Consider the following 24,236-nt stretch of genomic DNA (forward strand, 5'->3'; position numbering starts at 1 on the left):
GGTCACACCTGCTTCACGTCACCAGGCAGAACCTGCCATGCCCTGTGAATATCTGTGAATCCAAGGACACACTTGTCAAAGGTGCCACCGTAGCCGTCATCGCCACCGCCATCGGTAGTGTTGATGATGCCTTTTGCCCAGACTAGCCCGTTCGCATCCTTGGTGTAGACCGGGCCACCGGAATCCCCAGTCTTGATGCATGGCCCGGTGTTGGTTGCCAAGACCACATTCCTTGCGATGCCATCGTTGGTTGGGTATTGTAGGCGAATTTCGGACACGGTCCAGCCGCAGAGTTCACCTGTGGTTTGCCCGCCAGTGCAGAGCTGGTCGCCTATCAGGGAGTAACGGGACCAGCGCCCTTCGATTCCAACCGATGTGTTGCTGGCCGTGCCGCCGATATAGATGGACGATGACATCCATCCACTCTTGAGTTGGCCCAGGGCGAGATCACCTTGGTGATCAGATCTGCCGAAAAATGGTACGGTGCCGGTTCCAGAATCCCAGTTCTCCCGACTTTGATTGTATACATAAATGGTGTCTCCGTTGGGCCAATGCCTCCATAAACCATTGGGACTGCAGTGACCGGCAAAGAGCACGTGGTCTACCCCCGAAACCGTCCATGGAAATCCTGCGGTGCAGGTTCCGCTCGAGCCAGTGGCGTTCATCCAGATTCTGGAACCACCTCGGTGAGGTGAATAGTCATCGCCGCGGGAGGCAATCGAGGTGGTGGTTGGATCGTCATCGATGGCGATCAACACCAGCTCGGGTGCCACCAATGCGCGCAACGCTGTGGCGAAGGCCTCAGAGAATTTGTGAACTGTCACCACGTAGCGCCCGTCCCACGGGCTCACCGACACGCCCTCGAGTCCGGTTCCACGATACTCCGGAGCGAGTCCCAAGGATGCGATTTTCGCGGCAAGTTCCTGCTCGTGTGAAGCGACGCGCTGGCTCGGCTCCACCCTGATTGGTCCGTCAGTGACAGCGAAGGTCATGTGGGATGTCTTGCCGTGGCCGTGTTCAAACTCGACGGAAACGCCGGAGGCCATGTCGAGCGCCACCTGCTGGGCCGCGGCTCCACGTGCCCTGACCACCACAACCCCGTCAACGACCAGCGGGTAGCCGTAGTCGTCTGGCCGATACTCGGCGAGTTGGTAGGCCAGGGCCCAGTTCGTCGGCACCGGTCCCCGGAGCGCCATGGCGTCAAACTCTGCTCTCGGAATCGTGTAGAACCCGAACTGACTCTCCTCCGCGTGGGCCAGCGAGGACGGGGCGAGCGCCATCGCGAGCGTCAACGCGACGGCCAACATCCAGCGAAATCGGATCGTGAACTGGGTCATGCTGGCTCCTTTTCAACCCGCTGTCATTCAAGGTTATTATAGGTCGGTTCAGGGCCTCTCTGGCGCTGTTCAGTAACTCTTCAGGGGTCCCCGTCGTCGCTGGTCAGATCGGCCCCGGGGCGTAATCCGCGCCGCCTCGTCTCGTCGTCGGTGGCCTTGTCGCCGTGATCCCGCTGTGGCTGTTGCCTATTCGGTCTGGGGTCTGCCGCTGAGCACCATCGGGCTGATGCAGTACATCGTGCCCACCATGCAGTTCCTGATTGGGGTGCTCGTCTTCGGCCACCAGGTCAGTCTCGGGTACTGGATCGGCCTGGTCGTCGTCTGGGCCGGCTGTCTGGTCTACATCTCAGGCCTGCTCAGCTCCCGGACCAGGGCATCCGGGAGCTGAGCGCTGCTAGCTGTAGGAGGGCATGACGTTGGTGACGCGTGTGTGGACGCGGGTGGCGGGTGGTTGGTCCCGGCAGGCGCTGTGTGGTCGATGATAGTTGTAGTGCTGGACCCAGAACCCGATGGCGTCGCGTCTGGCCTGTTCTGAGGGGTAGGCCCTGGCGTAGAGGCATTCCTCGGTGAGGATGCGCTGGTAGCGCTCCACTTTCCCGTCGTGTTGGGGGGTGTAGGGCCTGGTCCGTTGGTGTCGTGACGCGAACGCCCTCATGGTGCGCACGAAGGTCTTGGCGCGGTAGTTCGCGCCGTTGTCGGTGACGACCCGCACGAGGCGGGTGATGCCGTGGTTGGCGAAGAAGCGCCGCGCGCGGCAGAAGAACGCGATCGTGGTCGCGGCGGTCTCGTCTTCGAGGGCTTCGGTGTAGGCCAACCGGGAGAACCCGTCGATGGCGGAGCCGAGGTAGGTGTAGCCGACCTTCTGCTTGTGGGCCCGTTTGCTGGCCAGTGCCTTCTGGGTGCCGCGGCCGTGGACCCGCCAGCCGCCGCCGTCTGGGATCCGGCCGACCTTCTTCACGTCCAGGCCGAGCATGTGGCCGGGGAACCGGGCAATGATCTGGCCGGGTTCACGATTGTCCTCACCGGTGGGGTCCAGGTCGCGGCGGCGGTTGATCCCGAGTCGTTCCAGCCAGCGTGACACGATCCGCACGCTGCACCTGTGGCCCCGGTCGGCCAGTTCTGCTGTGATCCGGCGGGCCGACCATTTGTGGTCGCGTCGCCACTGGTCGATCAACGTGATCACCGCGATCGGCAGCCGGGTCAGGCGATGGGCCGGGGCGCTGGAGCGGTCGGTCAGCCCGTCGGGGCCATCGACCCGGTACCGGTGGACCCACTTCGACAGGCACGCCCTGGAGATGCCGGCCTCGGCAGCGACATGGGCGATCGGGCGACCTGCCTCGACCCTGTCGATCAGGCGTTGTCTACCGTGTGGGGTCAACGGGGCATTACGGTGGGTCATGAACGGGCTCCTTCTCACGGATGACGGCTTCAGCACCTCCATCCTGACCGACAGGGGTCCGTTCCCTCATCCCACCGTGACTACAACCTCATGACCCGCAACACCGGGCCCTCAGGAACCCGACGGCGAGTTGCGGCAGGGCGCTCATGGCCGGTCATGGTCAAGACCAACTTCTACGGAAAGGTCACCTACCAGATCAACGGTGTTGATCTCGCAACCAGCACACCCGACCCGAACGACTGGGGCCAGGTCATCATCGAGCCCATCACCACCGACCTGTACGTGAACACCAGTCCACTATTCCTGGCAGCCCACGAGCTCGGCGTGCCAGTAAAACTCCAAGCCGGCACCACCCACAGGCTCACCATCACCGCGCAGGCAAGAACACCGCCTCCGCTGACACCAGCTTCACGATCGACGCACTGCGCCTGATCAAACTGGCCTGACCCGAGTGCTGGGGCCCACCGCAACACCAGCGGTGGGCCCCAGCCGTATCACCTCGGACACTGCTTCGTCCACGATGACACACCTTGCGCGCACCCCGACACCTTTCAGGATGGTGTCAACGCGCACCCAAAAGTGTCGGCGTGCACCCTCAGCCCAGCTTGCCCTCAATCGTCGCGATGATCGCGGGACGCAGCTCGGCCACGCTCACCACCCGGTCGACCGAACCCACCTCGACGGCCCGGTGAATGCTGTGGACCGCATCGAATTCCGCGGCGACCTCGTTGATCTTCTCGGCCCGCAATTCCGCCCGCAGGTCGGTCAGCTCCAGCGCCAGCACACCCCGCTGGTCCGATGGTCCTGACGCCAGCCGCTGCTCCAGTTCGACCACCCGGGCATCAGCGCTCGTCCGCTTCGCCACCTCGGCCGCGAACACCACCGCAGCCGCCGGCGCGCCGCCCAGCACCGAGGCGTACGACCCCTCGAGCGCCAGCACGGTCATGTTCTCGTTCAGCTGCTTCGAGAACACCACGAACGCCCCGCCGTGGTACCGCGAAATCACACAGAACACGATCGGCCCGTCAAAGTTCACGATGGCCCGACCGATTTCTGCGCCGTATTCCAGCTGAAGGTTGCGCATTGATTCCGGTGACCCGTCAAAGCCCGACAGGTTCGCCAGCACCACCACCGGGCGATTGCCCGATGCCGCATTCAATGCCCGCGCGACCTTCTTCGACGACTTCGGGAACAGCGTTCCAGCCGTGAACGTGTCCGGCCCGTCGGTGGGCGGGAACCCGGCCCTGGTCACCTGCTGCGACTCAATGCCGATCATGGTCACCGCGTGACCGCCCATGCGGGTATCGACCACCACGGCCGTCTCGGCCTCGGCCATGCCGGCCCAGCGTTCCACCAGCTCGAAATCAGCGTCGGCAACGGAACGCATCACCGCACGAATGTCGAACGGCTTCTTGCGGTCGGGGTTCTTGTCGGACGAGAACACCTCACCCACAGTCGCGAACTCCTCACCGGGGTGCGGCGCCGACGAGATGTCGCGGTCGCTGGGGTCGCTCGTCCTCGCCACCCGCGGGCCCGACTCACCCGGCAACACGTAGCTGTGCTCGTAGTGCGACAGCACCACCTCGAGTGCACCGGCCAGGTCGGGGGCCCAGTACTGCGCCTGGCCGTTGGGGCCCATGACGCGGTCATAACCGCCAATGCCGAAGTTGTCCTCAGCCGACACGCCACCCGAAAAGTCGAGCGACGTCTTGCCGGTCAGCACCATCGCCGAATCAGGCGTCATCACCAGAATGCCCTTGGTGTGCATCAGCATCGTCGCCTCGGCATTCCAATAGGGCTGCGCGCCCACGTTGATGCCCGCCACCACAATGTTGATCTCGCCACCATCCTGGGTGAACTCGACGACGCGCTTGAGCGCGGCCGCGACCCAGTCCATGTTCTCGGTGCCCGATTGCATCGACACCCTGGCCCCGGACGAGACCGCATACCATTCCAGCGGCACCCCCATCTGCTCGGCCAGGTCGAGCGCCGCGATCACCCGTCGGCATTCCGGCTCAGACAAGGCACCCAATGCCTTCGTCGGGTCGCCGCACAGCACCACCCGGGTGATGCCCTCGGGGTACAGCGGCGTGGGGGTGGTCACCACCGCGACGATGATGCCCGCCGTGTTGCGCCCGTACGGCCGGTCGACCGGCACCAGCTCACCCGAGGCATCGAGGTCATGCTCGACCAGCGTGCCGCCACGGGTCAGTGTCTCGGCCAGCTCATAGGGATAGACCAGCCCGCGGCGACGCGCCCTGGTGACCTTGGTCGCGTAGTCATCGACCGGGGCCAGCGGCTCGGTCGGGGGAGTGATGATGTCAGCCGCGGTGCCACCGTCAGCACGTGCCCGGAAACGGATCGCCACCGGACGCTCATTGCCGGCCCGGTCGAACACCCGACCCTGGGCCAGCACCTCTTCGATGCCGGTGCCATCGGTCAGCGGCCGAATGCGGTTCTGCAGCACCGACAACTGCTCGACATTGGCCTTGAGGGTGGGCCACACGGTGATCCAGACGTGGTTCATCTCGAGCTTCGACCCGGCCCGCCCGCGCGTGGTGCGCACCCGCCGGATCGCCTCGAGGCAGTGCAGCACCGCCCGCTCGGCGTGCGGCAACGAGGTCACCTTGTCACCGTCACGCACCACGGCCATCTGCCGCACCTGGGCGATCGCCACCAGGCGCCGGTCGTCCGGGTTGGACGGTGCCACGCACTCGTACAGCAGCACATCACCAGGGGCATCGAGCCTTGTCACCTCGAAATCGCGCAGGCGCCACAGGTTCAGGCGGCGGGCCACCATCGGGTGCACGCCGCGCACCAACCGATCCTCGGCCAACCCGACCGCATCCGACCCAGCCCCGCCCTCACCCGGACGGAACGTGAACAACTCGATCGCGGCAGGCGCCGGCGGGCACACAGTGACCGCGACCCGGCGGGCGCGGCCCGCGAACCCGAGCGGGGCCAGCAGGTCACGCAACTGCTGGGCAGCCTCGTCGAGGTCGGACGTCGCGTCTGCCCACGACAGGTACAGCTCGACGACCGAGTCATGCCCGGTGGCCATCGCCGCCTGGATGCGTTCGTCCAGGGCGCGGCCCTCGACCAGGTCGGCATGGGTCGCGATGGTGCCGACGATGCAGGTCGGTCCGTGGCCGGGCGACTCGAAGGTGGCGGTGAGCAGGGGCCAGCGCCCAGCCGACCCGTCCTCAACAGCCAGGTCGGCCAACGCGTAGTCCTGGTAGTGGCGCCGCACCAGCACCTCGAGCATCGGCTCGACCGGCACCGGCCCACGCACGATCCGGTCACGGAAGAACGTGATCAACTGCTCGGGAATCGCCGCCAGGTCAATGAGCCGCTGCTGGCGGTTCTCGGCGTGCGGGTCGGCCAGGGCCTCCGCCTCGTCCGCGACCCCGGCGAGCACCCGGTCACGCTCGGCGTCGACTGCGGGCTGGTCGAACCAGACGAACCGCACCGAGCGGGCCAGTTCGCCGACCAGCGGGTGGCGGCGCTGGGTGGTGCGCACGACCCGTTCGAGCAGCGCGCGTGCGTCGCGTGCGCAGTCGCCGGTGGGGGCGTCGATGGTCAGCCAGCGCTGCAGCAGCGCGGTGACGATCTCGACATCGGTGCTCGACCGCTGCGACAGGAAGATCCGGAAGATCGCTTGTTCGAGTTCAGGGGTGCGGTCGAGGCTGTCGACGCCGTAGTGCGCGAGCACCGTGCTGAGCTTGGCCCTGAAGTGGCTGGGCAACCCGCCGCGGTCGGCATCGAGTGAGTTCAGGAACGTGTGGAAATGCTCCTTGGCGCTGTGCACCCGCAGGTCATGCAGTTCTTCGTCGGCGGGCCGGTTGCGGGTCAGTTCGGCCAGGTCGGTGAACAGGCTGACAAGGGCAGTCTCGTGGTCGAGCACGTTGACACCGGTCTCGGCCAGCGCGTCGCGCCCGGCGCCCAGGTCGGCCAGCACCTGCTTGGCCCCACCCGGCCCGGCGTCGTAGCCGAGCAGCAGGTCACGCAGCACCGACAGGCTGTACGCGGCGCGTCCGGCGGGGTCCAGCGCCTTGGTCGGGTCGGCGGGCAGGGCGAGGTCTGCGGGGTCATCGGACGACGCGGTCGCCCCACTGGACGACGCCGTGCCGGCGGCCGCGTCGTCCGCATCGGGTAGCGGCTCGAGCTTGGCCAGCGCCTCGCCGGTGCCGACCTGGGTGCCGGTGCGCACCAGCAACTCCTTGATGCGGCCGTCGACGGGGGCCCGCAGCGCCATTTCCATCTTCATCGACTCGAGCACGATCACCGGCGCCCCGGCAGCGACGACGTCGCCGACCGCCACGGGCGTCCCCACCACGAGCGCGGGCGCGGGCGAACGCAGCACGCCGCCCTCGTCGCGGCTGATGCGGTGGGTGACCCCGTTGACCTCGACCAGCTGGGTGGGGCCGTGCGCAGCGGTGACGATGCGGTAGGTCTCGGCACCGATGCGCAGCCGCGCGTGCACGTCGTCGACGCGGTCGAGGTCGGCCACCACGGTGGCGGGGCCGGCGGCGGTCTCAAGGCTGACCTGGTAGGCGTGCGCACCGATCGTGGCGACCGTGAGGGTGTGGACGACCCCGCGCAGCTTCAGTTCGACCTTGCGCAGGGCCTCGTGCTGCACCTGGGGGCGGCCGCCGCGGGCGGTGGTCAGCAGCTGCGAGATCTCGGCGCGCTCTTCTTCGGCATGGATCTCGATGGCCGCGGTGACCAGCGCGACGCCGGCGAAGTCGTCGGCGACCAGCCGACCCTCGGCCATGGTGCGGTCGATCCAGGCGGTGTCGGCCCACGCCGGGTCACCCGCGAGCACCTCGGGGGCGTCGAGCAGTTCGAGGATGAAGCTCTTGTTGGTGGCCCCGCCCTCGATCACCACGGTGGTCTCGAGCAGGGCGCGGCGCAGGCGGGCCAGGGCCTCGGTGCGGTCGGCGCCGTAGGCGATGACCTTGGCGATCATCGAGTCGAAGTCGGCCGGGATGGTGTCGCCCTCGGCCACGCCGGTGTCGACGCGGACGCCGGGACCGGCAGGCAGTTCGAGGCGGGCGATGCGTCCGGGGGCGGGGGCGAAGCCGTGGTCGGGGTCTTCGGCATTGAGCCGGGCCTCGACGGCGTGGCCGCGTTCGAGCGGGCGATCACCGGCCAGGGGGATGCCCTCGGCGACCTGCACCTGCAGCGCGACCAGGTCGAGACCGGTGACCAGCTCGGTGACGGGGTGTTCGACCTGCAGCCGGGTGTTGACCTCAAGGAAGGCAAAGGCCTTGTCGGCGGGGCTGTAGAGGAACTCGGCCGTGCCGGCGCCGCAGTAGTCGACGAGCAGCGCGAGACGCTCCGCGGCGGCCTTGAGGTCGGCGACGGCAGCGTCGTCGAGCAGCGGGCTCGCGGATTCTTCGATGACCTTCTGGTTGCGCCGCTGCACCGAGCAGTCACGCACCCCCACGGCCCAGGCACTGCCCTGGCCGTCGGCGATCAGCTGCACCTCGACGTGGCGGGCGCCGGTGACCAGCTTCTCGAGAAAGACGGTGTCGTTGCCGAACGAGCGCAGGGCCTCGTCGCGCGTGCGCTGGTAGGCATCGACGAGGTCATCGGCGCGGTCGATGCGGCGGATGCCGCGACCGCCGCCACCGGCTGAGGCCTTCAACATCAGCGGGTAGCCGATGCGTTCAGCCGCCGCGAGTGCCTCGTCCACGGTGTTGACGGGGCCGCCGGACCACGGCGCGACGGGCACACCGGCCTGCTCGGCCAGCAGCTTTGAGCCGATCTTGTCGCCGAGCTGGCGCATCGCGTCGGCGCTGGGGCCGATGAAGGTGACGCCGAGCCGGGTGCACAGGTCGGCGAAGTTCGGGTCTTCGGCGACGAACCCCCAACCGACCCAGGCGCCGTCGGCGCGGGTCTCGACCAAGGCCTGCTCGAGGCGGGCGAGATCAAGGTAGGGGCGATCAGCGGCGGCGCCGAGCTCGTAGGCCTCGTCGGCCTCGCGGACGAAGGTGGCGGTGGCGTCGACGTCGGTGTACAGCGCAATCGTGGTCAGCGGTGGCTCGCCGGTCCATTCGCGGCGGGAGTTCAGGTCGCGCACGGCATGGATCAGGCGCAAGGCGGCCTCGCCGCGGTTCACGATGGCGATGCGAGTCAGAGAAGTCACGGCTTCGACTCTCTCACTTCTGGGGCGGTCAAGCAGTTGTGCGGCGTGACCAAGGTCTGGGTGGGGGATTTGGAGTGGGGAGGGGGATGGTGGGGCGGGCCCCACCTCTGGCGTCACCGGCCCCGACGTGTTGTGCTGGATACATGACAGACTCCACCACCCGCCTCGGGTTCGATGACGTCGCCGCAGCCGGTCTGGCCGACTGGGTCCACATCCGCCGCACCCTGAAAGCCACCTATCGTCCAGCCGATTTCGCCGCAGGACTGGCCTTCGTCAACCGCATCGGCGAGGCCGCCGAGGCCGCCAACCACCACCCCGACATCACGCTCAAGTGGGGGCTGGTCGCCGTGACCACCAGCAGCCACGACGTCGGCGGCCTGACCTCGCGCGACCTCGACCTGGCAAGGGCCATCACCCAGGTGGCCGCCGACCTGGGCATCCGGGCCGACCCCCTGTCGGTGAGCGAGTTCACCGTGGCCCTCGACACCCGGGACGCTCCCGGGACGATCGCCTTCTGGCAGGCCATCACCGGCTGGAAGGCGTCCGACGATGCTGTCCAGCACCGCGACCAACTGCTGCCCGAACTCTGGTTCCAGGACACCGATTCCGACGCTCCCGACCGCCAGCGGTTCCACCTCGACATCGAGGTCGCCCGCGACCAGGTCGAGCCGCGCATGGCCGCAGCCATCGCGGCCGGTGGCACGCTGGTCGACGATTCGCACGCGCCGCGGTTCTGGGTGCTGGCCGATACCGAGGGCAACAAGGTGTGCCTGTGCACCTGCGAGGGTCGGACGCCCTGAGCGCGGGCAGGCCGCGGCGCGTACATGGTGCTCGTCTAGGCTTGTCACATGCGTTACATCTCCACGCGTGACCTCGAATCTCGCCAGGTCGGGTTCAGTGACATCCTGCTGGCGGGGCTTGCCCCCGACGGTGGTCTCTACCTGCCTGTGGACTACCCGCAGCTTGACCGTGCCACGCTGGCGGAGTGGCGCCAGCTGCTGGCCGACGAGGGTTACGCGGCGGTCGGGCACCGGGTGCTGGGCCTGTACATCGATGACATTCCCAGTGACGACCTGCTCGGTATTTGCCGTCGGGCGTGGAACGGGCAGGTGTTCGCCAGCGATGACGTCGTCCCGGTGACACGGTTGCCTGAATCGGGTGATGATGCGCCCGGGGGCATCTGGTTGGCGCACCTGTCGGATGGGCCGACGGCGGCGTTCAAGGACATGGCGATGCAGCTGTTGGGCCAGTTGTTCGAGTACGAGTTGGCCCGGCGCGGCACGACCATCACGATTCTTGGTGCGACCAGCGGTGATACTGGTTCGGCGGCGGAGTACGCCATGCTGGGGCGCCAGGGCATCGACGTGTTCATGTTGACGCCGGCGGGGCGGATGACGCCGTTCCAGCAGGCGCAGATGTTCAGTATCGATGACCCGCACATTCACAACCTGGCGGTTGACGGGGTTTTCGATGACTGTCAGGACCTGGTCAAGGCGGTCATGGGTGATGCGGAGTTCAAGCAGCGCCACCGCCTGGGCGCGGTGAACTCGATCAACTGGGCGCGGGTGTTGGCGCAGCTGGTCTATTACGTGGTGGCGTGGTTGCGGGTGACCGAGTCGGACGACGAGCAGGTGAGCTTTGCGGTGCCGACGGGCAACTTCGGCAACATCTGCGCCGGGCACATCGCGCGCCAGATGGGGTTGCCGATCAAGCACCTGGTGTTGGCCACGAACGAGAACGATGTGCTGGACGAGTTCTTCCGGACGGGGCGGTACCGGGTGCGGTCGGCGGCAGAGACGGCGGCCACCTCGAGCCCGTCGATGGACATCTCGAAGGCGAGCAACTTTGAACGGTTCGTCTTCGACCTGCTCGGGCGTGACCCGGCACGGTTGCGCAAGCGGTTCGTCGACCAGTTGGGCAGCGATGGTGAGTTCGACCTGTCGGCGACGGCCGAGTTCGCCACGATCGAGCAGCGGTTCGGGTTCGTGTCGGGTTCGTCGAGCCATGCCGACCGGGTGATGACGATCGGTGCGATGGCCGAAGAGGGGGTGCTGGTCGACCCGCATACGGCCGACGCGTTGCGGGTGGCGCGTGACCATGCGGGGGCCGAGCCGATGATCGTGCTCGAGACGGCGCTGCCGGTGAAGTTCGCCGAGACGATCGTCGAGGCCACCGGGGTTGAGCCGCAGGTGCCGGAGCGGTTCGCAGGGTTGTTGCAGGCACCGCGCAAGGTGGATGAGATCGCCAATGATGCGGGTGCGTTGAAGGAGTACATCGCGGCGCGGGTGTGAGGGTGCTGGGGTGTTCAGAAACAAGTAGCCAGCGGCACGCGCCCCGGGGAATTCGAGGGCGCGTGCCGCTGGCTGTTTAGTTGTTGGGTCAGCGACCCTGGGCCAGCAGGCGCAGCGCCTCATCAGCCTGCGTGGGGGCGACCTCGAGGGTGTAGGTCGTGGCTGCCAAGGCCCTCGCCGAGTGGAAGCTGCGCTCCTTGCCATTGATGGCGTACCAGATCAGGCCGAAGATGATGCCCCACACGGCGCCGAACAGCACCGAGCTGAGGATCGTCCAGCCGATCGCCACGGGGGCGAAGATGGCCATGAGCAGACCGATCATGAGGCCGAACCAGGCGCCGGCGAGCGCGCCCTGCCAGGCGGACTTGCCGTAGGTGAGGTTGTCGACGACCTGTTCGACGGTCTTGATGTCGTGCCCGATGATGCGCACCGAACCCACCTCAAAGCCCTTGTCGGCCAGCAGGTCGACGGCATCCTGGGCCTGCGCGTAGTTGTCGAAGGTGGCGATGGTCAGGCCGGCGGGGGCAGCAGGGTTGTTGATGGCGGTCATGTGGGTAGCCTCTCTAGAAGATTTGAGCGATCTGATAGTTTTAGTATACCAACTAGTTTGAGAGATGCAACCATCTCTTCTGTTCAGCAACCCCGGGAGGATTGATGACCCCACGACCTGACGACCGCCGCGTCGTCGCCGAATCACTGCGCACCGCGGTCGACACTGTGTTGCGCTGGTCGACCCGCGGACGCCACCGCGCCGCCTCGGGGCTGAGCTCGACCGACGTCTGGCTGCTCGACAGGCTGTCGACGCAGGGAGCGGCGCGCATGTCCGACCTAGCCGCCTGGCAGGACGTGGACCGCTCGACCATGACCGTGCAGATTGCGCGCCTGGTCAAGCGCGGACTGGTCGAGCGCACGCACGTCCCCGGCGACCGGCGTGCGGTGGCCGTTGGGCTGACCGAGCGGGGACGAGCCACGCTGGCGATGCACCTGGCTGAGGCGACGAGCCTGCTCGATGCAGCAGTCGCCGACTGGTCAGACGAGGACCTGGCCGTGTTCGGCAGCCAGTTGGCGCGGTTCGCGGCCAGCCTCGAGCGGGCGATTGACGCGCGCGACTGACAACAGGCGACGGGACGCGGGTCGAGGGCGTGGGTGTAAACGCTCAGCGAGTGTGAGCGTTTGCCGCGTGAGAAGACGCCCGCCCCAGTCGGGTGATTGTCTCGTCCCTGCCGGTAGCACCCCCTCAGCGACCGGCAGAAAGGGACTTTCATGTCCGCAACAGAGCACTTCGCCGACCACGTGGGTCGCCGCTCAGTGTTGAAGTTCGCCCCCGCCGCCCTGGCTGGCATCGCCGGTATCGGGTTGGCATCCCAGGTCGTCGGCGAGGCCGCGGCCGCCCAGGTCTTCAGTTCACCCGTCGAGGTCGGCGCTCGTCCGCCGTGGCTCGAGACGCAACGCTTCGGCAATGCCGTGCGGCTGCATGCCGGCACTGACTACGCCCCGCCGACCGCGGGTGTCAGCGGCGGACCCATCACCGCGATCGCCGGTGGCACCGTGTTGCGCACGGGTCGTGGCAATGGCGGCTCGACGTCGGTCACCCTGCCGTACCACTCGGGGCTCGCCGTGATCATCGACCACGGCACCGTCGACGGCAACCGGCTGTACAGCTACTACGGCCACCTGAAGCAGATCCTGGTGACGGCGGGCACGAAGGTGCAGCCGGGCACCCGCGTGGGCACCATGGGCGGCTCGGGTGCGACCGGCGCCAACGACTTCGCCGTGCACCTGCACATGGGCATCTTCGTCAACGACCCCAAGCCGGTGTACTCCCGCTACGGGTCGGCCTACCGTGACCCCGCGGCCTGGTTCGCGAGCAAGGGCATCGTGCCGGGCACGACCCGGCCGGTGGTTCCCGGTGTCACCGGAACCTGGCCCGAAGTGGCCCTGCCGGTCACCGACTACCACACGGCCGCCTCGCATGCGGCGTGGGTGAAGCTGATGTACGACATCGGCTACCGCCACTCGTCGCTGTCGGTGAACCTGCAGAACTGGCTCAAGGCCAAGGGGTACTACACCGGTGCCGTGGACGGCGTGTTCGGCCCGGTCAGTGTCAAGGCCCTGCAGCGACTGCTGCGTGACCGTGGTTTCTATGGTGGCGTGATCGACGGGGACCGCGGCCCACTGACGGTGCGTGCCGAGATCAACTTCTTGAACGACCAGCGCAAGTACTACTGAGTGCGGGTGTGAAGATGCCGTGCCCGTCCCGGGGATCCGGGGCGGGCACGGTGTGTGTTGTGGTCTGGAACGACCTGGGCCCAGCAACGAGCCGGCGGATGGGGGTCGGCCTGGCGGCCACGGCGGGCCCATCCAGAGGCGACAGTGTGTGAAAAGACGTCTCCGCGGACGTCTTTTCACGCACTGTCGATGCCAGAAGGGCTGGCGACGCGTGTTCGGCGCCGCTGGCCCCACCCTGGCTGCCACTCACGTCTGCCAGCGGCTCGGACGACCTGAGCCCTCGCTGCCAGACGCCCCACGACCGGCCGCCACCACCCCCGCGCCCAGGCTCGTCCCCCTTTTGGAGCACCGGGCACCCGAACGGTAAGGTGTGCACTTGGTCACCGCCACCGGGCGGGGGCCGAGGCATATCGCCCTCCTGCCACGGGATCGACCCGTGGCCGTTGAGACCAGAGGAGGTGGAGTTCGCGATGCGCAAGTACGAAGTCATGGTCATCATTGACCCCGACGTTGACGACCGCCAGGTCACTCCGCTCGTGGAGAAGCACCTGAAGACCATCACTGATGGCCAGGGGACCGTCGACAATGTTGATGTGTGGGGCCGCCGTCGCCTCGCCTACGAGATCAACAAGAAGCCCGAAGGCACCTACGTCGTGCTGAACCTGACCGCTGAGCCGGCCGTCGTCCAGGAGATGGATCGTCTGATGACGATTGACGAGTCGATCATGCGCACCAAGGTGATGCGACCCGACAACCACTGACCGGACGACCGATGGCCCCGCACCGGGTGACTGGTGTGCGGCGTTCAGGTCATCCACAGGACGAACCCCGGACGAGTTTTTGTCACCAGCAGGTGGCAGGCTGATCCCGACAGTTCATCCACGTCCGACTTGGAGACAGACATGGCAGGCGAAACCCCCATCACGTTGATCGGCAACCTCACCGCCGATCCCGATCTGCGGTTCACCCCGTCGGGTGCGGCCGTGGCCAACTTCACCGTGGCCTCGACCCCTCGCACGTTCGACCGGCAGACGAACGAGTGGAAGGACGGCGACGCCATGTTCCTCAACTGCTCGGTGTGGCGCCAGGCAGCCGAGAACGTCGCAGAATCCCTGAGCAAGGGGATGCGTGTCGTCGTGACCGGACGCCTCAAGGCGCGCAGCTACGAAACCCGCGAGGGCGAGAAGCGCACCGTGTTCGAGGTTGATGTCGACGAGGTCGGTCCTTCACTCCGTTACGCGACCGCCAAGGTCACCCGCACCACCGGTGGTGGTGGCGGTGGTGGCCAGGGCGGCGGCGGCAACTGGGGCGGTGGCAACCAGGGCGGCGGCGGCGACAACTGGTCGTCGTCCGGTGGCCAGGGTGGCAACCGTGGCGGTGGCAACGACCCCTGGGCCCAGGCCCAGAGCGAAGAGCCCCCGTTCTGATCCACCCGATTTCCATACCCCTCCGCCCTGACCCGGCGGAACGGGACAAGGCACATTCCGGCGCGAGCCGGGCTTTCAGAAGGAGAGCACCACAATGGCCGGTCCACAGCGCAAGCCTGTGAACAAGAAGAAGATCGTTCCGATGAAGTCGATCAAGATCGGCAACATCGACTACAAGGACACGCAGACCCTGCGCAAGTTCATCTCGGAGCGCGGCAAGATCCGTGCCCGCCGTGTCACTGGTCTGTCGGTCCAGGAGCAGCGCAAGGTCGCCATCGCGATCAAGAACGCGCGCGAACTGGCCCTGCTTCCCTACGCCTCGACCGCTCGCTGAGAAAGGACAGATGGATGAAGCTCATTCTCACCACTGCGGTTGACAAGCTCGGCGTCCCCGGTGACGTCGTCGAGGTCAAGGACGGCTACGGCCGCAACTACCTGCTGCCCCAGGGCCATGCCATCGCGTGGACCCGCGGCGCCGAGAAGCAGATCGAGGGCATCCAGCGTGCCCGCGACGCCCGCGAGATCCGCGGTGTGGAGCACGCCCAGCAGGTGCGCGCCCAGATCGAGGACCTCAAGGTCGAGCTGCCGGTGCACGCCGGCGACACCGGCAAGCTGTTCGGTTCGGTGACCCCGGCCGACATCGCGCTGGCCGTCAAGAAGGCGGGTGGCCCCGCCATCGACAAGCGCACGGTGCAGATCGCCAAGCCGATCAAGACCGTCGGCACCCATACCGTCGGCATCAAGCTGCACGACGCCGTCACCGCCCACGTGGCGCTGACCGTGGTCGCCGCCTGAGGTCGTCCGCGGTAGTAACCAACAACGGTCCCCGTCTGCATTGGCAGGCGGGGACCGTTTGTGTTGCCATCACCGACTACAGCGTCGCGCTCGACCAGACCTTGCCCGACGGACTGATCAGTTCCACCCGGGCCAACCCGGACGCCGGCACCGGCACCATCCATGCATCTGCGACGTCGTGCAGGGTGTACGTCGCTGCCTGGTGACGCTGGCCGGCCCGGTCCACCAGCACGCAGTCGTAGGCCCATCCCGCACGGCCCGCGGTGACATTCACCACGACTTGCTGGCGCCCGTCCATGAACACCAACCCGACGCTGCCGACAGTCGCACCGTCGCTCGTGCGCAGCGGCACCGTTGCCACCTGCGCCGGAGCACCCGGGTCCGGCGCCCGCACGGCGAGTGTCGCACCCACCCCGACCAGCGCGCCGACCAGCAGAGCCGCTGCCACGAGCAGGGCCGCTGTCCTGCGTGCCAACCCCCGATGAATCGGGACGACCTGCGGCGCGACGGCCGGTGTCACCCCGGGGCCCGGTGCGATAGCCGACGCCTCGTCCGAGAGGCCCATCCGCTCCAGCACTCGTCCAGAGAACCCCGCAGGAGGGGCGATCGACGGCGCCGCGACCAGCACCTGCTGCACGTCCAGGTCAATCGTGGCATAGGTGTCCCGGCATTGGCCACAGCCGATCAGGTGCTGGTTGAGCCCCGCTGATTGCTCCGCGTCCAGTTCACGCAGGGCCAGGGCCACCAGGTCGTCGACAGGGGGGTGCTCGTCAGTCATGGTCGCCCACCTCCATGGAGCGCCGGAGTCGTCGCAGTGCCGTACGGATCCTCGTCTTGGCCGTGCCGAGCGGGATGCCTTCGTGGTCGGCCACCTGCTGGGCCGTGTTGCCGCCGATCACCGCGAGCACCACGGCCCGGGCCTGCTCGGGGGGCAACGCGGCGACCTTGCGCTCAGCCTCGACTGTTTCGAGGTGCACCCCGATGTCGCCGTTCTGCTGCCCGCGCAGGGTGGTCGAGACCAGCTGTTCGAGCAGGTCGGCGTCCATCGGTGTCGAGCGGCGGGCGCGCAGCGCGTCGATGGCCAGGTTGCGGGTGATCGTCAGCATCCACGCCAGCACCGAGCCGCGGCGGGGGTCGAAATTGACCGCCGCGCGCCATGCCCGCAGAAACGCCTCCTGGCTCACATCTTCGGCGAGCCCGCGGTCACGCGTGATCGACACAGCCAGGCCGAACACGGGCCCCTCGAAGCGCCGGACGAACGCGACGGTGGCCTGCTCATCGTTCACGGCCATGCCCGCCACCAGCGTGGCGTCCGGGGCACGATCGGCCAGCGAGAACATCGTCACACCATGTCATACGGATCGGCCGACGAAAAGGATTGCGCCGGGGTGCAATCCATCCACCACCGCTGATTCGTATCACTGCCGACCCCCTTTCAGGGGTTGACGACGCGAGTGCGCCGCCCTGCACACAGGAGGAACCATGCTTTCGTCAGCTCTTCGCACCCGGATCGCGGTGGGGGTTGCACTCACCGCCCTCGCCCTGGCCGGGTGTTCCGGGGGCGCCGGGTCGCCGTACTACCCGACCACCACCACGGCCCCCGCGACGACCGCCACCACGGCCCCCTCGACGACCGCCGCGGGCACTGCCGCAACCACCACCGCCGCAACCACCACCGCTGCCGGCACCACCTCGGCCCCCGCCGCTGAAGGGGCCGCGCTCAATCTGAAGATGGCCGATTCGTCCCTCGGGCAGATCCTCGTCGACGGCAAGGGCATGACGCTGTACATGTTCACCAACGACACCAAGAACACCAGCAACTGTGAAGGGCCGTGCCTGACCGCCTGGCCGCCGCTGATCGGCATGCCCACCGAAGGTGCGGGCGTGGACGATTCCAAGCTCGGCTCGTTCACCCGCAAGGACGGCCGTGTGCAGGCCACCTACAACGGCTGGCCCGTCTATTACTGGATGAATGACAAGAAGCCCGGTGATGTGTCGGGGCAGAACGTCCAGGGTGTGTGGTTCGTGCTCGACCGTGATGGCGACCCGGTCAAGTAGCCGACCATGGACATCTTCGGGCTGCCGCTGCACCCCCTGGTCGTGCATGCGGTTGTCGTCATCGTCCCGCTGGCGGCATTGGGCGCGCTGCTGCTCGTGGCCGTGCCCAGACTGCGCGCCGCATATGGCTGGCTGACGGTGGCGTTCGCGGTCGTGGGCGCCATCTCGGCGGTCGTTGCCCGGGTGTCGGGCACGGCGCTCGCCGCCGACCTGCACCTGACCACCTCGAGCCTGATCGCCCGGCACATGGCACTGGGCACGTGGACGCCCCTGCCTGCTGGTGTGCTGGCCATCGCCGTGGCCGGACTCGTCTGGTCGGCAGGAAGGCCCCCTGACAAGCGAAACAAGACACTCGTCGGCGTCTTTGCGGCCATCACCGTGGTCGCCGCGATTGCCAGCCTGGTCATGGTGGGGCTCACTGGTCACGCGGGGGCGTCGGCCGTCTGGGGGTCATAGACTCCCGGGGTGAGTTCCCTCGCCCGTACTGCGTTGTCAGTGTCCGTGGCGACCTCGTTGTACGGCATCTCGTTCGGGGCGCTGGCGGTGGCTGCCGGCTTGTCGGTCGTCCAGACGCAGTTGTTGAGCCTGTTGATGTTCACGGGCGGGTCGCAGTTCGCCTTCGTCGCGGCGATTAGCGGCGGTGGGGGTGGCTGGGCCGCGGTGTCGGCCGCGTCCCTGATGGGGCTGCGCAATGCCGTCTATGGTGCGCAGATGAATGCCGAACTTCGTCCCAAGGGGTTTCGTCGGTTGTTGGCGGCGCACGTGACCATCGATGAATCGGTGGCGGTCGCGATGGCCCAGCCCGCCGGGCAAGAACGCGCCAAGGGGTTCGCGATGACCGGCTGGGGTGTGTTCATCGGCTGGAACGTGATGACACTGGCCGGGTCGCTGCTCACATCGCGCGTCGACCCGTCGGTCTGGGGCTTGGACGGGGCAGCGGTGGCGGCCTTCGTCGGACTGCTCTGGCCCAGGCTGAAGAACCGCGAGGCGTGGTCGATTGCGGCCGTGGCTGCCCTGGCTGCGGTGGTGACCACCCCGGTCGCGCCGCTGGGCACGCCGATCCTGGTCGCGGCGCTGGTGGCGGGGTTGTTGGGGTGGCGGTGGGCGCGATGATCTGGTGGATCCTCACGGCCTGCGCCATCGCGTTCGCCACGAAGCTCGTCGGCTACCTGTTGCCGGAGTCGGTGCTCGAGAACCGGCGCGTGATGGCGGTGATGTCAGCCATGACGATTGGCCTGCTGGGGGCGCTGATCGCGACCAATGCCGTCACCCGCGGGCATGCTCTGGTGCTCGACTCGCGCCTGATCGCGGTGGTGGTGGCGCTGGTGGCGCTGCGGTTGAAGGCACCGTTCATCGTTGTGGTGGTGCTGGGGGCGGCATCCGTGGCGATCGGGCGGATGCTGGGCCTGCCCTGAGGCGGGGTGTTCTTGATCTGGTGCGCCCAGCAGCGTGCATCGACCGGGTCGAACTGGTCGTCATGACCCGGAAATCCGTCGGTCGATGCACGTTGCTGGGGTGAGGGCACGTCTGGCATGCCTGAGCCGGCCACCCTCACCCCGCCCGCAGCACCTCATCGGCCGCACGCGACTCGAGCCCCTGCGCGGCAGCCACCGCCTCGTTCGTCAACACTCCCGCATGCGTCGACAGGCCTGCTGCCAGCGCCGGATCACCCGCGCAGGCCATCCGCCACCCCTTGTCAGCCAGCGCCAACGCATACGGCAGCGTCGCATTCGTCAGTGCCGCCGTCGACGTGCGCGGCACCGCACCAGGCATGTTCGTCACGCAATAGAACAGCGAATTGTGCACCCTGAACGTCGGGTCAGAATGCGTCGTCGGGTGTGAATCGGTGAAACATCCGCCCTGGTCGACGGCGATGTCGACCAGCACCGAGCCCTCGCGCATCTGGGCCACGTCGTCGTTGGTCACCAGCTTCGGCGTCGCCGCTCCCGGCACCAGCACCGCCCCGATCACCAGGTCAGCCTTGACCACCGCCTCGGTCACCGCCACCAGGTTCGAGGCCACGGTCTTCACCTGCCCGTGGAACTGCTGGTCGATGGCCCGCAACGTCGCCAGGTTGATGTCGAGCACGGTCACATTCGCCCGCAGGCCCAGCGCCATCTCGGCCGCCCGACGCCCTGCCACCCCGCCGCCCAGGATCACCACGTCTGCCGGGGCCACACCGGGCACACCCCCGAGCAGCACACCTCGTCCACCCTGCGGACTCAACAGGTGGTAGCTACCGATCGTCGGCGCCAACCGCCCGGCGATCTCGCTCATCGGCGCCAGCAGGGGCAGCGACCGGTCGGGAAGTTGCACGGTCTCATACGCCAGCGACGTCACCCCGGAATCAAGCAATGCCCTTGTCAACCCAGGATTGGCGGCCAGATGCAGGTACGTGAACAGTGTCAGGCCCGGGCGCACCAGCCCGTATTCCGACTCGACGGGCTCCTTGACCTTGAGCACCAGCTCGGCCTCGTCCCACACCTGCCCGGCGCCCGCGACGACCTGCGCGCCGGCGGCAGCGTACTCCTCGTCGCTGAACCGCGAGCCCGCCCCCGCTCCCGACTCGACGACCACGCTGTGGCCATGGGCCACCAGCACCCGCGCACCCACGGGGGTCAGGGCCACCCGCAGTTCCTGGTCCTTGACCTCGCGCGGCACTCCGACCCTCATGCTGACCTCCTGCACATCTGCGTCCGGCGACCTGCCGACCACCCACACATAACACCACCCGGCTCCGCCGCGCGCACCGGAGTGGCAAACTCGCCACGTGCACCCCGTTCTCGCCATCAACAAGGCCAGCGGCCGGTGGCCCGTCGCCGTCAAGGCATCGATCGCCGTGGCCGGGCCGCTGCTCGTGGCGACCCTGCTTGGCGAGCCCCGCTACGGGTTGATGACCGGGTTGGGTGCGTTCGCCGTGTTGTACGGCCCCTATACCGCCGGACGATTCAGGGCGCGGCTGGTGGCATCGGTGGCGGCCGGGTTGACCGCGGCCACCGCGCTCGGTGTGCTCACCCATGCCTCGCCCGTGCTGAACTTGTTGGTGCTCGCCGTGATCGGCGTGGTGGCCGCCATCACCATGGGGGCGCTGAAGGTCGGCCCACCCGGTGCCTATTTCATGGTGCTGGTGGCGGGCATCGCCTCGTTTGCGACCACGCATGGCCAGTCGCCGTGGCTCACAGTGCTGATGACCGCCACCGGCGGCGCGGTCGCCGTGGTGGTGAGCCTGCTCGACCTGCTGTGGGCCCCGCGCGGGGCGGAAGTGAAAGCCCTTGCGGGGGCCGAGAAAGCCGTCACCGGGTTCGAGCAGTCCGACCGGCCTGGGCTCAATCAGGCCAGGGCGTTGGCGTCCCAGTCACTGCACCATGCCTGGACGACCGTCACGGACGGGACCATCGGGGACCCGTCGGCCACGGCCCGCGACCTGCAGGCCCGCATGGTCGACCTGCAGGCACGATACGAACGCCGCTCAGCCATGATCAGCGGCGCGGTGGCAGGTTTCGAGGTGCACCCGTGGGGCTCGTCCGAGGGCGAAGAGGGCACCGACGACTCACGGTTCGCCGTTTTCCAAGCCGACATCAGCACCGAGCAGCTGCGCGAATCCTCGCTGGGGCGACCCCATGGCAGCTACCTGATGCGCCGCGCGCTCAGCTGGCCGTCCGAACGGATGCTGATCGGTGCCCGGGTGGCGATCGCGGCCCTTGTTGCCGGTGGCATCGCACTCGCGTTCACCGTGAACCATCCCTACTGGGCGGTCTCCTTCGCCGTCCTCGTGCTGCACCAGGGCGGCACCAGGGCCGCGCAGACCGTGCGCGGCGTGCAGCGCCTGCTCGGCACCGTGCTCGGGCTTGGCTTCTATGTGCTGGTGCTGTGGTGGAACCCCCAGGGCCTGTGGCTCGTGTTGATGATCGCGGGGCTGCAGTTCTGCATTGAGCTGCTGGTGGTGCGCAACTACGCGCTCGCAGTGGCGTTCATCACGCCGCTGGCCCTGACCATCGCGCATGCTTCGGCGCCGGCAGGTGATCCCCGTGCCGTGGTGCTCGAGCGCGGCCTCGACACGATGCTCGCCATCGCCGTCGCGCTGAGTGTGCTGTGGCTGGTGGGCCGCCGCACGCCGCTGCTGCTTGCCCGCGCGCAGGCCCGCGCGGTGATCGAGGGGCTGGCCCCCGTGCTGGCAGCGATCTCGGACGACCGGATGGCCACGCCGGGCTCGGCCGAACAGCGCCGCCATCTCTACTACGAACTGCTCGAACTCGAACATTTCGTGAACCAGTCGATGACCGATGACCCGGTGCGTGTCGAGCCCTACAAGCCGATGTTCACCGCGGTCGCCGAGCTCGGCTACACCGTGCTGGGGGCCTGCTGGCACCCCGAGGGCCACCGGGCCGGGGCCGCGGCGACACGGGCCTCGCAGGGGCTGGAGCAACTGACGAAGCACCCGGTGACGCAGCCGCGGTCGGCCGAAGACCTGATGGCCGATGTGCAGGCGGTACGGGCGGAGTTGCGACACTGGGAATGAGGCCGCTGGGAGTCGGTCGGCACGGTCGCGGCCACCTATTGCCGGAGGCATAGCTGGCGTGCTTCAGGGAGCTCACCCGAGCAGCCACACCCCGGACGCCACGGCCCAGATGACCACCATCAGCACGGCACCGATCAGCCCGGGTGTCGGCACGCGCCTGCTGCGGCCTTCCGGCCCTGCCTGCGCCAGCCAGGAACGCGCCAGCTTGGCGGCTTCCTCGGGGCTGTCCACGTCGTGACTGCGGAATCGCAGCGGGTCGAGGCTCTTGGCATCAGCAGGGTCAGTGAGCCGCAGCGCCACTGAGTGGTGGCCCGCCGTCACCTTCAGCACGTTCGCCGAACAGATGACCTCGTCCGTGAACATGCCCAGCGTGCGCAGGCCCTGCGAGTCGGGGCAGACGGCATCGGCGCCGAGCCAGTGTGACAGTTGCACAGGGGCCGCCACCAGCACGCCGTGGATGAGCAGCAGCCGCAACCAGTGCAAGAACCCGTGGTCGCCGGGTTCGACCAGCCAGATGCCCAGCACCGCGAGGCCGACCGCCAGGGGCACGACCAGCCACCGCAGCAGCCGTCCGTGCCATTGCAGCAGCGAAGCCGCCAGGACCCACCAGTGCCGTGGGCTCGCCGTCTGCCACGAGGTCCGCAGCTCGCCAAGGTAGACGCGACCGTCGTCCAGGCGCACCACCACCGGTGCGCCCTGGACGACCCTGCCCACGATCGTGGCCTCCACGTCGCGGTGCAGCAGTGGTCCCGCGGGCGCCTTCAGGCTGAGTCGTGAGGCCAGTTCGTCCCGCGCCCCGTCGGCCCACGCGGCGAGTTCGTGGGCATCGACCGGCACCATGTCGCCAGGTTGGTGGTCGTCCTCGGCCTGCGGATCTCCGGGTTCGTCCTCACGCATCAGGTCCCGCAGCACTTGCTCATCCCAGCGCAGCGGCCCGTAGTGCCGGCCACGCTCCCAGTCCGGGGGTACATAGGTTGCCTGCAGACTGGTGAAACTCAGCGCGGGTCCGTCCGGGTCGCCGACCGGTTCCAGATAGGCCTTGCGCCCGCTCTGCAGCATTGCACGCCGCGTCGGGCCACCGCGCAGGACGAGCGCATCCTGGCGTGGTCGGGTCATGAGGGCGCCGACACCCCAGGCCAGCAGTGTCGGCGCAAGTGCTGCCAGGCCGATCAGCCACGACGGGTCTTCGGGCTCGACGGCGAACGCGACCCGGTCCGGGTCGAGGGGGTCGACCAGCACCGCGTACCGTTGGCCCGGCGCCATGGGGATTATCACCAGTCCGGGGCGGGTGAGACGGCGCCCGCCGATGTCATAGACCCAGGTGTCGTCGGCGGCCGGTTCCACCGCGGTGGCCGTGAGCCGCAGCGCCCGGTGCTCGAACGCGCGGGTGTCGGCGACATCGCGTGCATGGACGACCAGGGCACCGACGAGCACCACGACTGCGGCGAGCGCCATCGTCACCCCGGCAACCCGCTTCAGGACGCCGCTGCGCGTCGCGCTCATCGACCACAGGTCGGCCGGCACCCCGGTGGGTCCGACGGGTGCAGGGTCGGGACGTCGCAGCGGCCACAGCAGCCATCCGAGGGTGGCGAGCGCGGCCAGACCGACCAGGGGCCACGCGGGGCCGATGCTGGTGCCGGCGAGCGGCAGCAGCGCGCCGGCCGGGGCCAGCAGGGCCAGGCTGGTGCGTGGTGCCACCCAGACGGTCACGGCCAGGCCGATGACCGTCACCTGCAGTCCCGAGACGAGATAGGGCAGCGAGTTCAGCGGCTCCCGCAGGAACTGGTCGGGGGCGACGAGCGGGTCCGCCACCGCCTCGATGAGGAACAACACCACCATCAGGACGCTGACCACAGACTGGATCAGCCGCAGCGGCGGTCCCGCGCGGCGGATGTCCTGCCTTGTCAGTACGTCCATGTGGAAATGCTCCCATGTGCGGACCCCCGGCAGCGCCGCAGGGCCACAGGACGCGCTGGCCACCGAAATCACATCGCTGTAGTTCTCCCCAGCTGTGGATCGTCCTGTGGATA

Annotated in this window: 23 protein-coding genes; 15 read left to right on the forward strand and 8 right to left on the reverse strand. The window is 68.0% G+C overall.

What is annotated here, in order from left to right; all coding sequences use genetic code 11:
- Positions 1-2: 2 nt before the first annotated feature.
- Positions 3-1,337: a hypothetical protein gene (locus ACQCX5_RS06160; protein ID WP_434541132.1), complete on the reverse strand. Its 1,335-nt coding sequence runs from the start codon at positions 1,335-1,337 to the stop codon at positions 3-5.
- Between the two features lie 175 nt (positions 1,338-1,512).
- Between ACQCX5_RS06160 and ACQCX5_RS06165 the strand changes: the two genes are divergently transcribed.
- A complete protein-coding gene (locus ACQCX5_RS06165; RefSeq protein ID WP_434541133.1) occupies positions 1,513-1,725 on the forward strand; it encodes a hypothetical protein in 213 nt (70 codons plus the stop codon).
- Positions 1,726-1,731: 6 nt separating this feature from the next.
- Here ACQCX5_RS06165 and ACQCX5_RS06170 read toward each other — a convergent pair whose 3' ends face one another.
- Positions 1,732-2,736 carry an IS481 family transposase gene (locus ACQCX5_RS06170; protein ID WP_434541134.1) on the reverse strand — a complete coding sequence of 335 codons (1,005 nt, stop codon included), beginning with the start codon at positions 2,734-2,736 and terminating at the stop codon, positions 1,732-1,734.
- Positions 2,737-2,892: 156 nt separating this feature from the next.
- On the opposite strand from ACQCX5_RS06170, the gene ACQCX5_RS06175 reads away from it, so the two are divergent.
- Complete coding sequence (locus ACQCX5_RS06175; protein ID WP_434541135.1) at positions 2,893-3,168, forward strand: hypothetical protein; 276 nt, start codon at positions 2,893-2,895, stop codon at positions 3,166-3,168.
- A 163-nt stretch (positions 3,169-3,331) separates the two neighbouring features.
- Here the strand turns inward: ACQCX5_RS06175 and ACQCX5_RS06180 are convergent, their stop codons facing one another.
- Positions 3,332-8,887 (reverse strand): carboxyl transferase domain-containing protein, encoded by a 5,556-nt coding sequence (locus ACQCX5_RS06180; RefSeq protein ID WP_434541136.1) that lies wholly within the window; start codon positions 8,885-8,887, stop codon positions 3,332-3,334.
- A gap of 143 nt (positions 8,888-9,030) precedes the next feature.
- Between ACQCX5_RS06180 and ACQCX5_RS06185 the strand changes: the two genes are divergently transcribed.
- Together ACQCX5_RS06185 and thrC are read left to right on the forward strand one after the other, a co-directional pair.
- Positions 9,031-9,687: a 4a-hydroxytetrahydrobiopterin dehydratase gene (locus ACQCX5_RS06185; RefSeq protein WP_434541137.1), complete on the forward strand. Its 657-nt coding sequence runs from the start codon at positions 9,031-9,033 to the stop codon at positions 9,685-9,687.
- Between the two features lie 48 nt (positions 9,688-9,735).
- The gene (thrC, locus tag ACQCX5_RS06190; protein WP_434541138.1) at positions 9,736-11,178 is read left to right on the forward strand and encodes a threonine synthase; all 1,443 of its coding nucleotides are present in this window, start codon (positions 9,736-9,738) and stop codon (positions 11,176-11,178) included.
- 88 nt (positions 11,179-11,266) lie between these two features.
- On the opposite strand, the gene ACQCX5_RS06195 is transcribed toward thrC, so the two are convergent.
- The gene (locus tag ACQCX5_RS06195; protein WP_434541139.1) at positions 11,267-11,728 is read right to left on the reverse strand and encodes a general stress protein; all 462 of its coding nucleotides are present in this window, start codon (positions 11,726-11,728) and stop codon (positions 11,267-11,269) included.
- A 104-nt stretch (positions 11,729-11,832) separates the two neighbouring features.
- On the opposite strand from ACQCX5_RS06195, the gene ACQCX5_RS06200 reads away from it, so the two are divergent.
- The 6 genes from ACQCX5_RS06200 (at position 11,833) to rplI (ending at position 15,629) form a co-directional block, all read left to right on the forward strand.
- Positions 11,833-12,291: a MarR family winged helix-turn-helix transcriptional regulator gene (locus ACQCX5_RS06200; protein ID WP_434541140.1), complete on the forward strand. Its 459-nt coding sequence runs from the start codon at positions 11,833-11,835 to the stop codon at positions 12,289-12,291.
- A 150-nt stretch (positions 12,292-12,441) separates the two neighbouring features.
- A complete protein-coding gene (locus tag ACQCX5_RS06205) occupies positions 12,442-13,407 on the forward strand; it encodes a peptidoglycan DD-metalloendopeptidase family protein (RefSeq protein ID WP_434541141.1) in 966 nt (321 codons plus the stop codon).
- Between the two features lie 470 nt (positions 13,408-13,877).
- The gene (gene rpsF / locus ACQCX5_RS06210; RefSeq protein WP_434541142.1) at positions 13,878-14,168 is read left to right on the forward strand and encodes a 30S ribosomal protein S6; all 291 of its coding nucleotides are present in this window, start codon (positions 13,878-13,880) and stop codon (positions 14,166-14,168) included.
- Between the two features lie 141 nt (positions 14,169-14,309).
- Entirely contained in the window at positions 14,310-14,834 is a 525-nt protein-coding gene (locus ACQCX5_RS06215) for a single-stranded DNA-binding protein (protein WP_434541143.1), read from the forward strand.
- A gap of 94 nt (positions 14,835-14,928) precedes the next feature.
- Complete coding sequence (gene rpsR / locus ACQCX5_RS06220) at positions 14,929-15,168, forward strand: 30S ribosomal protein S18 (RefSeq protein ID WP_434541144.1); 240 nt, start codon at positions 14,929-14,931, stop codon at positions 15,166-15,168.
- A gap of 14 nt (positions 15,169-15,182) precedes the next feature.
- Entirely contained in the window at positions 15,183-15,629 is a 447-nt protein-coding gene (gene rplI, locus ACQCX5_RS06225; protein ID WP_434541145.1) for a 50S ribosomal protein L9, read from the forward strand.
- A 76-nt stretch (positions 15,630-15,705) separates the two neighbouring features.
- On the opposite strand, the gene ACQCX5_RS06230 is transcribed toward rplI, so the two are convergent.
- Positions 15,706-16,407 (reverse strand): anti-sigma factor family protein, encoded by a 702-nt coding sequence (locus ACQCX5_RS06230; protein WP_434541146.1) that lies wholly within the window; start codon positions 16,405-16,407, stop codon positions 15,706-15,708.
- Entirely contained in the window at positions 16,400-16,969 is a 570-nt protein-coding gene (locus tag ACQCX5_RS06235) for an RNA polymerase sigma factor (protein ID WP_434541147.1), read from the reverse strand. Before ACQCX5_RS06235 ends, ACQCX5_RS06230 begins: the two co-directional genes overlap by 8 nt.
- A 142-nt stretch (positions 16,970-17,111) precedes the next feature.
- On the opposite strand from ACQCX5_RS06235, the gene ACQCX5_RS06240 reads away from it, so the two are divergent.
- The 4 genes from ACQCX5_RS06240 to ACQCX5_RS06255 are packed head-to-tail and all read left to right on the forward strand — an operon-like array spanning position 17,112 to position 19,102.
- Entirely contained in the window at positions 17,112-17,687 is a 576-nt protein-coding gene (locus ACQCX5_RS06240) for a COG4315 family predicted lipoprotein (RefSeq protein ID WP_434541148.1), read from the forward strand.
- Between the two features lie 6 nt (positions 17,688-17,693).
- Positions 17,694-18,143, forward strand: coding sequence for a DUF2231 domain-containing protein (locus ACQCX5_RS06245; RefSeq protein WP_434541149.1), 450 nt, complete (start codon positions 17,694-17,696; stop codon positions 18,141-18,143).
- Positions 18,144-18,152: 9 nt separating this feature from the next.
- Positions 18,153-18,800 (forward strand): AzlC family ABC transporter permease, encoded by a 648-nt coding sequence (locus ACQCX5_RS06250; protein WP_434541150.1) that lies wholly within the window; start codon positions 18,153-18,155, stop codon positions 18,798-18,800.
- Entirely contained in the window at positions 18,797-19,102 is a 306-nt protein-coding gene (locus ACQCX5_RS06255) for an AzlD domain-containing protein (RefSeq protein WP_434541151.1), read from the forward strand. Before ACQCX5_RS06250 ends, ACQCX5_RS06255 begins: the two co-directional genes overlap by 4 nt.
- Positions 19,103-19,238: 136 nt before the next feature.
- Here the strand turns inward: ACQCX5_RS06255 and ald are convergent, their stop codons facing one another.
- Positions 19,239-20,360, reverse strand: a complete 1,122-nt coding sequence (ald, locus tag ACQCX5_RS06260; RefSeq protein WP_434541152.1) for an alanine dehydrogenase — start codon at positions 20,358-20,360, stop codon at positions 19,239-19,241.
- Between the two features lie 97 nt (positions 20,361-20,457).
- Here ald and ACQCX5_RS06265 point away from each other — a divergent pair, with 97 nt between their 5' ends.
- On the forward strand, positions 20,458-22,206 hold the full coding sequence (locus ACQCX5_RS06265) for an FUSC family protein (protein WP_434541153.1): 1,749 nt from the start codon (positions 20,458-20,460) through the stop codon (positions 22,204-22,206).
- A gap of 72 nt (positions 22,207-22,278) precedes the next feature.
- Here ACQCX5_RS06265 and ACQCX5_RS06270 read toward each other — a convergent pair whose 3' ends face one another.
- On the reverse strand, positions 22,279-24,123 hold the full coding sequence (locus ACQCX5_RS06270; protein WP_434541154.1) for a hypothetical protein: 1,845 nt from the start codon (positions 24,121-24,123) through the stop codon (positions 22,279-22,281).
- Positions 24,124-24,236 lie beyond the last annotated feature (113 nt).

Origin of the sequence: Aestuariimicrobium sp. G57 (assembly GCF_050110855.1) — a bacterium.
GTDB lineage: Bacteria > Actinomycetota > Actinomycetes > Propionibacteriales > Propionibacteriaceae > Aestuariimicrobium.